This is a genomic window from Aureimonas fodinaquatilis, assembly GCF_008369445.1.
GTDB lineage: Bacteria > Pseudomonadota > Alphaproteobacteria > Rhizobiales > Rhizobiaceae > Aureimonas > Aureimonas fodinaquatilis.
On record NZ_VTWH01000002.1, the window covers coordinates 1,057,506 to 1,070,237 of the forward strand.

Annotated in this window: 15 protein-coding genes; 5 read left to right on the forward strand and 10 right to left on the reverse strand. The window is 56.0% G+C overall.

Features of this window, described 5'->3' with window-relative positions; all coding sequences use genetic code 11:
• Positions 1-100 precede the first annotated feature (100 nt).
• Both FPY71_RS11275 and FPY71_RS11280 read left to right on the forward strand, forming a co-directional pair.
• Entirely contained in the window at positions 101-361 is a 261-nt protein-coding gene (locus tag FPY71_RS11275; RefSeq protein WP_149300334.1) for an FHIPEP family type III secretion protein, read from the forward strand.
• Complete coding sequence (locus FPY71_RS11280; RefSeq protein ID WP_149300335.1) at positions 327-1,208, forward strand: hypothetical protein; 882 nt, start codon at positions 327-329, stop codon at positions 1,206-1,208. Before FPY71_RS11275 ends, FPY71_RS11280 begins: the two co-directional genes overlap by 35 nt.
• Before the next feature lie 165 nt (positions 1,209-1,373).
• Here FPY71_RS11280 and FPY71_RS11285 read toward each other — a convergent pair whose 3' ends face one another.
• A complete protein-coding gene (locus FPY71_RS11285; protein ID WP_149300336.1) occupies positions 1,374-2,702 on the reverse strand; it encodes a dihydroorotase in 1,329 nt (442 codons plus the stop codon).
• 47 nt (positions 2,703-2,749) lie between these two features.
• Here FPY71_RS11285 and ygfZ point away from each other — a divergent pair, with 47 nt between their 5' ends.
• Together ygfZ and FPY71_RS11295 are read left to right on the forward strand one after the other, a co-directional pair.
• A complete protein-coding gene (gene ygfZ, locus FPY71_RS11290) occupies positions 2,750-3,643 on the forward strand; it encodes a CAF17-like 4Fe-4S cluster assembly/insertion protein YgfZ (protein ID WP_246160359.1) in 894 nt (297 codons plus the stop codon).
• Positions 3,640-4,263, forward strand: a complete 624-nt coding sequence (locus FPY71_RS11295) for an HD domain-containing protein (protein ID WP_149300337.1) — start codon at positions 3,640-3,642, stop codon at positions 4,261-4,263. Before ygfZ ends, FPY71_RS11295 begins: the two co-directional genes overlap by 4 nt.
• On the opposite strand, the gene recO is transcribed toward FPY71_RS11295, so the two are convergent.
• The 9 genes from recO to rpoZ form a co-directional block, all read right to left on the reverse strand.
• The gene (gene recO / locus FPY71_RS11300; RefSeq protein WP_149300338.1) at positions 4,202-5,035 is read right to left on the reverse strand and encodes a DNA repair protein RecO; all 834 of its coding nucleotides are present in this window, start codon (positions 5,033-5,035) and stop codon (positions 4,202-4,204) included. The genes FPY71_RS11295 and recO overlap by 62 nt on opposite strands.
• 48 nt (positions 5,036-5,083) lie before the next feature.
• Entirely contained in the window at positions 5,084-6,016 is a 933-nt protein-coding gene (gene era / locus FPY71_RS11305; protein ID WP_149300588.1) for a GTPase Era, read from the reverse strand.
• A 20-nt stretch (positions 6,017-6,036) separates the two neighbouring features.
• Positions 6,037-6,741, reverse strand: coding sequence for a ribonuclease III (gene rnc / locus FPY71_RS11310; RefSeq protein WP_149300339.1), 705 nt, complete (start codon positions 6,739-6,741; stop codon positions 6,037-6,039).
• Positions 6,729-7,457: a signal peptidase I gene (lepB, locus tag FPY71_RS11315; RefSeq protein WP_149300340.1), complete on the reverse strand. Its 729-nt coding sequence runs from the start codon at positions 7,455-7,457 to the stop codon at positions 6,729-6,731. The genes rnc and lepB overlap by 13 nt, the downstream gene beginning before the upstream one ends.
• A 104-nt stretch (positions 7,458-7,561) precedes the next feature.
• On the reverse strand, positions 7,562-7,963 hold the full coding sequence (gene acpS, locus FPY71_RS11320; protein ID WP_149300341.1) for a holo-ACP synthase: 402 nt from the start codon (positions 7,961-7,963) through the stop codon (positions 7,562-7,564).
• Positions 7,960-8,490: a DUF2062 domain-containing protein gene (locus FPY71_RS11325; RefSeq protein ID WP_149300342.1), complete on the reverse strand. Its 531-nt coding sequence runs from the start codon at positions 8,488-8,490 to the stop codon at positions 7,960-7,962. Before FPY71_RS11325 ends, acpS begins: the two co-directional genes overlap by 4 nt.
• A gap of 14 nt (positions 8,491-8,504) precedes the next feature.
• Positions 8,505-9,083 carry an orotate phosphoribosyltransferase gene (gene pyrE, locus FPY71_RS11330; RefSeq protein WP_149300343.1) on the reverse strand — a complete coding sequence of 193 codons (579 nt, stop codon included), beginning with the start codon at positions 9,081-9,083 and terminating at the stop codon, positions 8,505-8,507.
• A gap of 28 nt (positions 9,084-9,111) precedes the next feature.
• Positions 9,112-11,331, reverse strand: a complete 2,220-nt coding sequence (locus FPY71_RS11335) for a RelA/SpoT family protein (RefSeq protein ID WP_149300344.1) — start codon at positions 11,329-11,331, stop codon at positions 9,112-9,114.
• 131 nt (positions 11,332-11,462) lie between these two features.
• Positions 11,463-11,855: a DNA-directed RNA polymerase subunit omega gene (gene rpoZ / locus FPY71_RS11340; protein WP_149300345.1), complete on the reverse strand. Its 393-nt coding sequence runs from the start codon at positions 11,853-11,855 to the stop codon at positions 11,463-11,465.
• A 241-nt stretch (positions 11,856-12,096) separates the two neighbouring features.
• On the opposite strand from rpoZ, the gene FPY71_RS11345 reads away from it, so the two are divergent.
• Positions 12,097-12,723: a LabA-like NYN domain-containing protein gene (locus tag FPY71_RS11345; protein ID WP_246160361.1), complete on the forward strand. Its 627-nt coding sequence runs from the start codon at positions 12,097-12,099 to the stop codon at positions 12,721-12,723.
• Positions 12,724-12,732 lie beyond the last annotated feature (9 nt).

The window sequence follows — 12,732 nt, forward strand, 5'->3', positions numbered from 1 at the left end:
TAACATCATGTTCATCGCCCCAACCCCTTTTCATTTGGTTCGGTTACGGGTTTAACAGTCTGATGAAGACATTGAATTCGAAACGCAGGAGAGTTGGTTCATGATCGATCCGCATGGCACCGAACTCGATGAAATGATCGCGGCTGAAAAAAAGCAGGTTGCTTTCGAGTATCACAGCGAAGCATGGGCCGATGGCATTTCAGATGGCATTGAGGCCGAAATTCTGGCTGAAACCGCTATTGCGACCGCATTGACCGAACTGGTGCGCCGCCATGGCGAAGCCGAGGTTCTTGAATTGATGGACAATCTGCGCGTTCGGATAGAGCATGGTGAATTTCGCGGAGATCGAAATCTTCAGTAAACGCCGCCCCTTGTTTGATCTGGCCAGTCTGCGGGCCGGCCGTCTGGTCGCTGGTTGCCTGCTATCCGTTATGGCTGCAATCAGCTTGTCCACGCAGGCCTCTGCCTTTTCACAGATTGCGCCGGAGGATGGGGTTTTTCGCGGCAGAGAAGGGATTATTTCCGTCCCGCTGCCGCCGCTGCAAGACCGGGTGCCAATACCGGGCGGTGCCACCCAGCGCGATTTTGATGACGCGCCTGTTGCCCCTGAACCGCCTGCCGAGGACCTTCCACCCGCTGCGCCTGGCGGTCCGGCGCATTTCCCAGATGGATCAATTTCTGACGAGGAGCGACCGCAGGGCCGCCCCTATGTAGACGACAGTCCGGCATCTGCCGAACCGCCATTGCGGGTTCGATATGAAGAAGCAGGATTGCCCGACCCTGTTCGGGATTTGCGCCGCCGTTTGATTGAAATCGCAAAAAACGGCGATGTTGAAGCGTTACGGCCTTATCTTCAGACCGGCGAACAAGCCACTGCCCTTTCAGTCATACCGCTTGAAGGCGACCCTATTGAATTTCTGCAGGATAGTTCCGGGGATAGCGATGGCGTGGAACTGATGGCGATTTTGCTGGAAGTTCTGCAGAGCGGCTATGTTCAGCTGGATGAAGGAAAAGACAGCGAAATTTTCGTATGGCCGTATTTTGTTCAGGTTCCATTGGACAAGCTGGATAGTCGCCGACTGGTTGAGCTGTTTGAGCTTGTCACCGCGGGCGACTATCAACGCATGCTGGAAAACGGCTCTTATGATTTTTACCGGGTTGGCATTTCACCCGAAGGTCGCTTTGAATTTTTCCTCATGGCGGACTAGCATTTCCGGTTGAAACGAACGTTTCAACAACAGGACAATGCGACAAGCAAAAACTCCTGCATTTCCTGTTGAAACGGACGTTTCAACTGCATGAGAAAATCACCTGGCAGAGATTTGCAACGCCTCAGGTCAATGCAAGATCAACCGAGGCGCTGCGCTGGCAGATTATCGGCGCTTCAACGCCTCACCAAAGCGTGCCACCTCGCCGCGAGCGCTCTCCACCAGTTCGCCTTCCCACATGACCTTATTTCCGCGCACAAAGGTGCCCACTGGCCAGCCGGTCACCTGCTTGCCATCATAGGGTGTCCATTGCGATTTTGAGCCTATCCAGGAATTGCGGATGGTTTCGCGCCGCTTCAGGTCGACAATGGTCAGGTCCGCATCATAGCCCACAGCGATCCGACCCTTGCCAGCCAAACCGAAAATCCTCTGCGGTCCGGCGGACGTCAGATCGACAAATCTTTGCAGTGACAAGCGGCCATTGGCGACGTGATCCAGCATGATTGGAACCAGAGTTTGAACACCGGTCATGCCGGAAGGTGATGCCGGATAGGACTTGGCCTTTTCTTCCAGCGTGTGCGGAGCATGATCTGAACCCAGCACATCAATGATCCCTTGTTCAATACCTTTCCAGACACCCTGCTGATGGCGCGCGCTGCGCACAGGCGGGTTCATCTGCAACAATGTGCCCAATGTGGCATAGTCGGCGTCTGTCATTGTCAGATGATGGGGTGTCGCTTCACAGGTTGCATTCTCCTTGTGGGCGGCGAGGAAATCAATTTCTTCCGCCGTGGAAATATGGAGCACATGAATGCGCGCGCCAGTCGCCTCGGCTATCCGCACCAACCTTTGCGTGCACAACAAGGCTGCTTCCACATCACGCCAGATCGGGTGTGATGCCGGATCGCCTTCGACCCTTTCGCCCAACCTGCTGCGCAAGCGATACTCATCCTCTGAGTGGAAAGCTGCGCGGCGGCGCGTGTTGCTGAGAATTTCGGTGACACCCTCATCATCCTCAACCAGCAGACTGCCGGTGGATGAACCCATGAAGACCTTGATACCCGCCGCTCCCGGCAATCTTTCAAGTTCGGCCACATCTCTGGCATTTTCGCGCGTTCCGCCCACCCAGAACGCGAAATCACTGTGCATGCGGTGGTGGCCACGCTGGACCTTATCCGCCAGCGCAGCCTCGCTGGTGGTCAGCGGATCGGTATTCGGCATTTCAAAAACAGTGGTTACGCCGCCCAGCACCGCAGCACGGGAACCTGACTCGAGATCTTCCTTGTGGCTTGGGCCCGGCTCGCGAAAATGCACCTGACTGTCTATTACACCGGGAAGAATGTGCAGACCCGTGCAGTCTACCACCTCTCCGGCCTCTGCCGCATCTATGGAACCAATATGGGCTATACGGCCATTATTGATACCAAGATCGCGGACAGCCGCACCATCATGGTTGACGACAACGCCGCCCTTCAAAACCCTGTCGAACGTCATAGCTTTTTCCCGTTGTGAATGCCTGTATCGCGATACAGGATTGCTGCATGGTTGCACAACCGGCTCGTGCAGATCATATCAATGTGGTCACCTCTACGGATATTGTCATGCCCTCAGCCTTACTTTCAGACAGAGCCACACTTCACCTGACGGGCGCGGACGCCCTGCCCTTCCTGCAGAACCTTGTGACTGCGGAGTTGTCGGACCTTGCGCCCGATGAGGCCCGGCCCGCAGCATTGCTGAGCCCGCAGGGGAAAATCCTGTTTGATTTCCTCATAAGCCGTGTGGATGCCGGTCTTCGGATTGACCTTGCGAAGGCAGCGGTTGACGCTTTGACCAAGCGCCTCACCATGTACAAATTGCGCGCACAAGTGACGATTCTCGTTTCGGACGAGGCTGTGGCCACATTCTGGGAGGAGGAAACCCGCCCGCAATGGCTGGCAGACAAACGCTTCCCCGACAAACAGGTTTACCGGGCCTATGGCGCGGCAGCAGCACAAGCGGGCCACGCCACGAAGGAGTTTCGCGCATTGCGCATAGGTTCGGGGGTTGCTGAGGCAGAGGCTGATTTTCCAGCCGCCGATGTGTTTCCTCACGATGTGCTGCTGGACCAGAATGGCGGCGTGTCGTTCAAAAAAGGCTGCTTCATTGGTCAGGAGGTTGTGTCGCGCATGCAGCACCGCGCCACCGCCCGCCGCCGTATCATGGTGTTGCGTGCACAATCCCACATCACTGAAGGCGCCAATGTCGAAAGTGGAGCCAAGGCCATCGGTACTGTGCTTGCGGCCTGTGAAACCGTTGCCATGGCCATTGTGCGCATTGACCGGCTGGCGGATGCCTTGAGTGCAGGTCAGGAGATAGTGGTGGACGGAGTTGCAGTGGAGGCGGAAATTCCGGCTTGGGCGGGCTATGGTCTACCACAGCCGGGAGAGCCTGAATGAGCCAGACCAGAACCAGCCAGCGCCGAGTCTGGCAAAGAATGCTGTCCGGTCGCAGGCTGGACCTTATAGACCCTTCTCCTCTGGACATCGAGGTTGAAGATATTGCCCACGGTCTCGCTCGCGTTGCACGTTGGAACGGCCAGACACGTGGCGAGCATGCTTATTCCGTTGCGCAGCACTCGCTGGTTGTTGAGTGGATTATGGCAACGGAAACTCCAGATCCGCGCTGGGGCGTTGCCGCTCTGCTGCACGATGGACCGGAATATGTTATCGGCGACATGATCTCACCCTTTAAATCTGTCTTGGGCGATGATTACAAATCGGTCGAAAACCGTTTGCAGAAAGCCATTCATTTGCGTTTCGGCCTGCCTGCAACTTTGCCTGCACCCGTTTCCCGCAGCATAAAAAAGGCTGATCGCATATCGGCTTTCTATGAGGCGACCCTGCTTGCCGGGTTTACCGTTCCGGAAGCCTCCAGCCTGTTCTGTAAAAAACCGCCATTGGCAATTCCAGAGACGTTCTTCGAACCAAAATCTGCCAGAGCAGTGGAACAGATGTTCATGCAGCGGTTCCATCAACTGGATGCGGCTGTGCATTCGCAGCCGGGCCTGCCATCCTGACTTCCAGATAGCGCACCAGGGCTGAGAGAAACCCATAGCGCGAATCCGGCGGATTGATCCCGCGCGGTTCCCAGATGTTGCGCATCAGGAAATGCCCGGTCAAAGCATAGCCAGACTGCAGCTCCACAACTGTACAGCCACTGTCCTGGACAAGGAACGCCGGCAACGGCAGCAATTTGTCTGCCCAGGGCGCACCAGCCGCCGCAGTGACAGCGCGGCCAGTCTTGGGTGAAACATAGGAAAGACCCGTCGTCGCGCCAGAGAGAGCGCACACTTCAAGATCCAGCCCGATGCCCATCTCTTCCAGCAAAGCCAATTCAAACCGCAGCATCATATGCCCGATCAAGGCTGCCTCTTCCACATGGTCGGCACTGGCGGACTGCGGGCGAAGAACCGCCTCACATGCCTGCAGTTGCGACAGGATGGCCTGGCAGGCGTCATACAGCCTTTCATGCGGGTCTCGCTCTGGCAGAAGACGAATGTGCGCTGCCAGAAGCTGCACAGCATGCAGTGCAATGGCGCTTTCCATCAGGCCGGCAGAGCGCAGTTGAACTGGCTCTACCGTCAGACTTCCCAGATGTTCGTCCAGGCGGGCACGCCAGCGCGCTTCCACCAGATTGCCGGGCTGCAGAACCGGCCTTTGAGCACGGGAGCGCCCGCCCTGAACAAGCCCAAGATGGCGCCCGCGTGAGCGGGTCATCAGTTCGGCAACCACGCTGGTTTCACCGTGGCGGCGTATTCCCAGAACTATGGCCTCTTCCCGCCACTCCATATCATCGCCTTGCGTCGATTGGACAGTTCAGCACTTCGCCAGCACGTCTCAGGATGAATAATCCAGCCCCATTTCACGGTAGCGCTCCGGGTCATCGCCCCAGTTTTCCCGCACCTTCACAAACAGGAACAAATGGACTTTCTGTTCCGCTGCTTCTGAAATTTCCTTGCGGGCGGCCTGCCCGATTGCCTTGATCGTTTCGCCCTTGTGGCCCAGCACAATCGCCTTCTGGCTGTCGCGTTCCACATAGATTGTCTGTTCGATGCGCACAGAGCCATCCGGCCGCTGCTGCCACTGCTCTGTTTCTACAGTGGATGCATAGGGCAGTTCCTGATGCAGCCGGAGAAACAGCTTTTCACGGGTGATTTCCGCCGCAAGCTGACGCAGCGGCAAATCCGAAATCTGGTCTTCCGGGTAGTACCATGGCCCCGGCTCCAGCCGATTGGCCAGATATTTCATCAGATCGCCGCAACCGGAACCCGTCAGCGCCGAAATCATGAACACGGCATCAAATTCCACACGCGCGGTAATTTCCTGGGTCAGCGCCAGAAGTTTTTCACGCTGAACTCTGTCCACCTTGTTCAAAAGCAGAATGACCGGCTGACGTGTGTCCTTCAACCGCTCCAGAATCGTGCTCACCTCGTCGGAAATTCCGCGTTCGGCATCGATAATTGCCAGAACCAGATCGGCATCACGCGCGCCGCTCCACGCGGTGCGCACCATGGCCCGGTCCAGCCGGCGCTTCGGCTGAAAAACGCCCGGCGTATCCACAAACACAATTTGCGTTTTGCCTTCAATGGCAATGCCGCGCACCAGCGCCCGCGTGGTTTGCACCTTGTGCGTTACAATGGAGACCTTGGTACCCACCAGCTGGTTGACCAGCGTGGATTTGCCAGCATTCGGCGCACCAATCAGCGCAACAAAGCCTGAACGTGTGTCATATTCGGCCTGGGGCTCTGATGGGGCAACGGGTTCGTCGATCAAGATCTGTGCTCTTTCATTCAATTGGATTTCCAGACGCCTTCCCGCAACAGGATGCGGCTGGCGGCCTCTGTTTCAGCCTGGCGCTTTGAACGGCCCTTACCGGTTTCGGCCGCAAAACCTTTTACTGAGGCGCGCACTGTAAACACCGGTTCATGATCCGGCCCGCTGCGCTCCAGCAACTCATATGACGGAGCGGCGCCGGTAGCCCGGTGCGCCCATTCCTGCAATTCTGTTTTCGGGTCTCGGCGCGCCGAAGCCGCGGAGTGCAACCTGTGCTCCCAGTGCCGCAAAATAAAATCTCGCGCCACTTCATAGCCGTGGTCAAGATAAACCGCCGCAATCAATGCTTCAACCACATCGGCTCGAATACTGCGCGTTCTCGCATCAGCCAGGTTTTTCAGGTCAACACCGAAGCGAATGAACCGAGCAAGGTCTATTTCATCCGCCACCAGAGCGCAGGTTTCCGCTGAAACCAGCATATTGAGCCGCACGGACAATTCGCCTTCATCGGCATCGGGATAGAGCGCAAACAGCCTTTCGGCCACTGCCATGCCCAGAACCCTGTCACCCAGAAATTCCAGCCGTTCATAATTGGCAGCGTCACGCCCCTGCTGAAGACTGGAATGGGTTAATGCCAGCGCCAGTCTTTCGCGGTCGGTAAAGGTGACGCCCAGCAGTTTTTCAAGCTTGGGCAGAGAGGTTTGGTGTTTCATCTGATCCATGTGAAGAAGCGGTTCAGCCGCAGTTCCTCTGGCCACTTCCAGAACTTCAACGCCCAGTCTCCGTCTATCGAGAAGAAGATCAACTGCGCCTTGCCAATGAGATTTTCAAACGGCACATAGCCAACGCTGCCGCGGCTGTCGTCGGAATTGTCGCGATTGTCACCCATCATGAAGTAATGACCGGCTGGAACCACAAATTCCCGCGTATTATCAGCCATGGTGTTGGCTTTATCCAACGTCAGATAGGTTACGCCGTTCGGCAATGTTTCACGATACTGCGGCACCTGAACGCCATTGCCTTCGACAAAGAACCCTTCAGGCTCACGCGGCACTGCGGTGCCATTGATGTACAGCACACCATCGCGCATCTGCACCCTGTCGCCTGGCAGACCAATCAGCCGTTTGATGAAGTCCACATCGGTTTCGCTGGGTTTGCGGAAAACCAGAACGTCGCCCCGTTCTGGCTCTGAAGCCCAGATCCGCCCTTCAAACAGGTTGGGAGACAGCGGCAGGGAATATTTGGTGTAGCCGTAGCTCCACTTTGTCACCAGCACATAGTCACCGACCAGAAGCGTCGGCATCATGGAGCCTGAGGGAATGGAAAACGGCTGAAAAAGCAAAGTCCGGATGACCAAAGCCAGCGCAACCGCTTGCAAAATTGCAACGATCATTTCGCCAAAGCCTGCCGATGACTTTTTTGCGGCACGTTCAACCATTTGATATCCTTAATGAGATTCCAGCAAAACTGCGAAGCGCTATGGTGTTCTGACTTGCTTTAAAGTCTTGCGCTCTGTTGAGCAATCTTTTCCGGTTGCCAGTGTCAGTCTGACGGCCTTGCTTCAATGATGACGAAAGCCTGCGCCAGTGGAAAATCATCGGTGATTGTCAGGTGAATCACAGCCTGCATTCCAGCCGGCACCATGGCTTGCAGCCGCGCCAATGCCCCGCCTGTCAAACGCATGGTGGGCTTGCCTCCCGGCAAATTCACCACGCCCATGTCGCGCCAGTACACCCCGCGCGCCAGCCCGGTGCCCAAGGCCTTGGAACAAGCCTCTTTGGCAGCAAACCGCTTGGCATAGGATGCGGCCCGCTCTTTCCGGCCATTGGATTTGGCCCGCTCAATTTCTGTGAACACCCGTTCCTCAAACCGGCTGCCATGCCGGTCCAGCACCGTTTCAACCCTGCGAATGTCAATCAGATCACTGCCTAGACCTAGGATCATGGGTGCAAACGCCTGTGTTGATAGCCCCTGACTGCCGGGTAAAGACAGCTGTAGACAAGAACTGCCGCCAATGCACCCAGAAGCAGAGATCCAAGCAGCATAGGCGCCAGGTAAGGTCGCCATATGGCAGCAATGTCCATGCTGGCCAGTGCCTTGCCGATGCCGCCGACGCCGATCTGGCCGGCGGACCGGGATGGCAGCAGGATATGGCCCAGTTCATAAGTTCCGGCCCAGATGACCGGCAATGTCAACGGATTGGCAACCGTGGTGCCGATGATGGCCGCAGCCATGTTGCCGGAAATGCAATAGGCAAGCACCAGAGCGATGAGAATATGCCCGCCGATGAACGGGCTGAACGCCGCAAAAACACCAGCTGCAAAGCCTGCCGCAATGGCATGCGGTGTAGCGCGAAGCCGCAGCACGCGTTTGCGAATATAGGTGAACGAACGCCGCCATGACCGGCGCGGCCACAAATACAGCCGCACTTTGGCCAACAGACCCTCTGGTTTACGGCGTCGGAACAACATAACGCAAACGATCCTTACAGCGACCGGCTGCCCGGCTTGACCGGCGGTATGGCCGCCAATTCCGGCGGCAGTTTGTCTGCCGGATAGGCCGGGACCTCATATTCGGCCAGCGCAATCAGCGGTACGCCAACATCGCTCTTGCCGGCCGACCGATCAATGATGCACGCAGCAGCAACAACCTCCACTCCGATATCATCAAGGCACTGAATTGTCTCACGAATAGAAAGGCCCGTTGTAACAATATCTTCCACGATGACCACTCGTGCGCCTTTTTCCACATCAAAGCGCCGCAGCCGGAACTTGCCGTTTTCCCGCTCTACATAGATTGCCGGAGCGCCAATATGCCGCGAGGTTTCATAGGCCGGTATCAAGCCGCCAACTGCAGGGCCGACAACATAGTCGATCTGGCCTGGCACCACATCGCGAATTTTCTGCGCCAGTGCCTTGCACAGTTTTTCCGTCAGATCAGGGTGCATGAACACCCTGGCTTTTTGCAGAAAAATCGGGCTGCGAAGGCCGGATGTCAAAATGAAATGACCTTCCAGATAGGCTCCCGCCTGACGAAAAATATCTATGACCTGCGAATTATCCACGCTCCGCGCACCCCTGTTTTGCCATTTTTCAACCGTTCACACGCACTGCATCCGTTACGCAAGTTCTTGCCCGCAATTGGCTCAACGTGCGATTGAGATGCTGAAGATTCCATACCTCAAGATCGATCAGCATAACCGCGATATCGGACTCGCTTGAAATCGTTGTCAGCCGGCTGATATTCGCGTCATTCAAGGCTGTCGTTTCCGCAATTTCCGCCAGAGCGCCCGGCTCGTTCATAGCTGAAATTCGCACCCGTGCCGGAAAGCGCATCGACATTTCCGTATCCAGATCCCAGCGAATATCCACCCACCGCTCCGGCTCATCTTCAAATGCGGCAAGGGCCGGTGACTGGATCGGGTAGATGGTGATGCCGCGCCCCGGCTCGACAATGCCGATAATCCTGTCGCCCGGGACAGCCCCGTCAGGACCAAACAGCACCGGCATATCTTCTGCAACACCGCGAATGGGCACTGCGGCCCCCTCTGCGTCGGGTTCGTCCGTGCCTTTGCCAGGAATACGGAAAATCATACCCGTGGCGCTGCGCAAATTGAACCAGCCATCTCCATCCGATTTTGTGCCCGGTTTGGCCGCGCGTGTATCCTGAAAATCCGGATGAACCGCCCGCAGGACATCGGCAGAGGCAATCTCCCCCCGGCCAACCGCCGCCAGAGCGTCTTCAATTTCCTTGTGCCCCAGTTTGTTCAGATATGGACGCAGCCCATCCTTCGAAAAGGTTTTGCCGGCACGCTGGAAGCTGCGTTCCAGTATTTGCTGGCCCAGACCGGAATATTGCTTGCGAATTGCCATACGGGTTGCCCGCCGTATAGCCGCACGCGCTTTGCCGGTGATCGCAATTGTTTCCCACGCCTGCGGCGGCGTTGCCGCCTTGGATCGGATGATTTCCACCTCATCGCCGTTGGCCAGTTCAGTCACCAGCGGCATGATCCGACCATCAATTTTGCAACCGACGCACGTATCGCCCACATCCGTGTGGACAGCATAGGCAAAGTCGATCGGAGTGGCGCCGCGCGGCAATGCAATCAAACGCCCTTTTGGCGTGAAGCAGAAAACCTGATCCTGAAACAGTTCCAGCCGGGTGTTTTCCAGAAACTCTTCCGGCGTATCGCCCTCATTCAGCAGTTCGATTGTGCGCCGCAGCCAGGCATAGGCACTGGATTCGGTGCTGAGCCGCGCATCGCGCTCGTCGCCGTCCACGCCATCCTTGTAAAGCTCGTGCGCGGCAATACCGTATTCCGCCACCTCGTGCATGGCCCGGGTTCTGATCTGCAGTTCCACACGTTGGCGCGATGGGCCGACAATTGTGGTGTGCAGGGATCGATAGCCATTCTGCTTTGGGATCGAGATATAATCCTTGAACCGCCCCGGCACCATCGGCCAGGTGCGGTGAACTATACCAAGTGTTCGGTAGCAGTCTTCCTCCGTGTCAACCAACACCCGAAACCCGAAAATATCCGACAATTGCTCAAGAGACAGAGCTTTGCGCTGCATTTTGGAGAAAACCGAATAGGGTTTCTTCTGACGTCCGGAAACACCGGCTTCAATGCCGTTTTCCTTCAATTTCTCTGAAAGCGTTGCCTCAATCTCGTTAATTGTTCCGGCATGCTTTTCTTTAAGTTCCAGCAACCGTGCTGTAACCGTTTCATAAGCTTCCAGGTTGATGTGCTTGAAAGACAGATTTTCAAGCTCTTCACGCATGTCCTGCATACCCATGCGCCCGGCCAGCGGGGCATAGATATCCATTGTTTCCTGCGCGATCCGCTCACGCTTTTCGGGGCGCATGACCCCGATTGTGCGCATATTGTGCAGCCGATCAGCCAGCTTGACCAGCAGGACGCGAATGTCATCTGCAATGGCCAGGAGCAGCTTGCGCAGATTTTCCGCCTGTTCGGCTTTTTTGGAAACAAGCTCAAGCCGTTTAAGCTTTGTCAGCCCCTCGACAAGCTGTCCGATTTTCGAGCCGAAAAGCTGGTCAATTTCTTTGCGTGTCGCATCCGTGTCCTCGATGGTATCGTGGAGCAGCGCCACCGCTATTGTGGCTTCGTCCAGATGCAGATCGGTGAGAATCGCCGCCACTTCCAGAGGATGGGAAAAATAGGGATCACCGCTCGCCCGCTTCTGCGACCCATGCTTCTGCATGGCGTAGACATAGGCACGGTTCAAAAGCCCTTCGTCGAGATCGGGCTTGTAAGCCGCTACGCGTTCGACGAGCTCATACTGGCGCATCATGGCAGGTATTGTACCTTGACTGTAAAATAAAAAGGACGCACCGGATAAACCTGTGCGTCCTTCCATATAGATTCAATGCCCCCTCTCCCGGAAGCCCCTTTTAACAGGCAGCCGGCGAAAGGTTACTGCGTTTAATAGTCGTCGCTTTTTTCCGGCGGGATCAAGCCTTCAATACCGGACAGCAGATCTTCTTCGGACATGCGGTCAAACGTAATGTTTTCGACCTCATCTTCCAAAGCAATGGCCGCTCTGGGCGCGCTGCTGGCTGGCGGAGCCTGTGGCTCCGGCTCATCCACTTCCACATGCTTTTGCAGAGAGTGAATCAAATCTTCCTTGAGATCGCCGGGTGACAAGGTTTCGTCGGCAATCTCCCGCAGGGCGACAACCGGGTTCTTATCATTGTCGCGGTCAACCGTGATCGGCTGCCCCTGTGAAATCTGGCGCGCCCTGTGGCTGGCAAGCAGCACAAGCTCGAAACGGTTTTCAACCTTATCGACGCAATCTTCTACGGTGACGCGGGCCATGCCTGTCTCCTGGTTGCAAATTATAGAATTGAAGCGCACCCTTTAGCCGTTGCCGGACCGCAATACAAGTGCAGCGCGAAAGTTTAGACTCAAATACCTTTCCCCGCGGCTGTTATGGCGCTATGAGCTATTGCAATTATTTTATGGCAAGTTATCGTCTTTTTATGGCCTTGTTCGGTCGTTACGCGACGATCGACAACTGCATATGATTTCAACTAAACATTTTCATGAAGAAGGTGTTATGCACGAAGACGACGGTGTTATGCACGTATTTGACTCCCGCGAGAAAATTGCCCTCTTCATTGATGGTGCAAATCTCTATGCAACCTCACGCAATCTTGGCTTCGACATTGACTACAAGAAGCTTCTGCTTGCTTTTCAGAAGCGCGGCTATCTGCTTCGCGCTTACTACTACACAGCCCTTGTGGAAGATCAGGAATATTCGTCCATTCGCCCGCTGGTCGACTGGCTGGATTACAATGGCTACAAAGTCGTCACCAAGCCTGCGCGTGAGTTTACAGATGCTTCCGGCCGCCGCAAAATCAAAGGCAACATGGATATTGAGCTAGCGCTCAACGCCATGGAACTCGTTGAAACGGTTGACCATTTCGTGCTGTTCTCCGGCGACGGCGATTTCCGCTCGCTGGTGGCCGCATTGCAGCGCAAGGGCCGCAAGGTTTCTGTCGTTTCCACACTGGTTTCGCAGCCACCAATGGTATCGGATGATTTGCGCCGTCATGCCGACCACTTCATTGACCTATACCATTTGCGCAATGAAATTGGCCGCAATCCGGCAGAGCGTGAATCTCGACTCACGCGTCGTTCGGAAGCTGAGGGTGACCTTGACGACGAACAGGACATCGGCTGAGCCGACGCC

What these genes read in the sequence shown, in the direction of transcription:
- FPY71_RS11335 (WP_149300344.1), bottom strand. Translation starts at nt 11,331, where the DNA reads ATGATGCGCCAGTATGAGCTCGTCGAACGCGTAGCGGCTTACAAGCCC.
- FPY71_RS11275 (WP_149300334.1), top strand. Translation starts at nt 101, where the DNA reads ATGATCGATCCGCATGGCACCGAACTCGATGAAATGATCGCGGCTGAA.
- FPY71_RS11325 (WP_149300342.1), bottom strand. Translation starts at nt 8,490, where the DNA reads ATGTTGTTCCGACGCCGTAAACCAGAGGGTCTGTTGGCCAAAGTGCGG.
- ygfZ (WP_246160359.1), top strand. Translation starts at nt 2,750, where the DNA reads ATGGTTGCACAACCGGCTCGTGCAGATCATATCAATGTGGTCACCTCT.
- rnc (WP_149300339.1), bottom strand. Translation starts at nt 6,741, where the DNA reads ATGGATCAGATGAAACACCAAACCTCTCTGCCCAAGCTTGAAAAACTG.
- rpoZ (WP_149300345.1), bottom strand. Translation starts at nt 11,855, where the DNA reads ATGGCCCGCGTCACCGTAGAAGATTGCGTCGATAAGGTTGAAAACCGT.
- FPY71_RS11285 (WP_149300336.1), bottom strand. Translation starts at nt 2,702, where the DNA reads ATGACGTTCGACAGGGTTTTGAAGGGCGGCGTTGTCGTCAACCATGAT.
- lepB (WP_149300340.1), bottom strand. Translation starts at nt 7,457, where the DNA reads ATGGTTGAACGTGCCGCAAAAAAGTCATCGGCAGGCTTTGGCGAAATG.
- FPY71_RS11295 (WP_149300337.1), top strand. Translation starts at nt 3,640, where the DNA reads ATGAGCCAGACCAGAACCAGCCAGCGCCGAGTCTGGCAAAGAATGCTG.
- FPY71_RS11345 (WP_246160361.1), top strand. Translation starts at nt 12,097, where the DNA reads ATGCACGAAGACGACGGTGTTATGCACGTATTTGACTCCCGCGAGAAA.
- recO (WP_149300338.1), bottom strand. Translation starts at nt 5,035, where the DNA reads ATGGAGTGGCGGGAAGAGGCCATAGTTCTGGGAATACGCCGCCACGGT.
- acpS (WP_149300341.1), bottom strand. Translation starts at nt 7,963, where the DNA reads ATGATCCTAGGTCTAGGCAGTGATCTGATTGACATTCGCAGGGTTGAA.
- FPY71_RS11280 (WP_149300335.1), top strand. Translation starts at nt 327, where the DNA reads ATGGTGAATTTCGCGGAGATCGAAATCTTCAGTAAACGCCGCCCCTTG.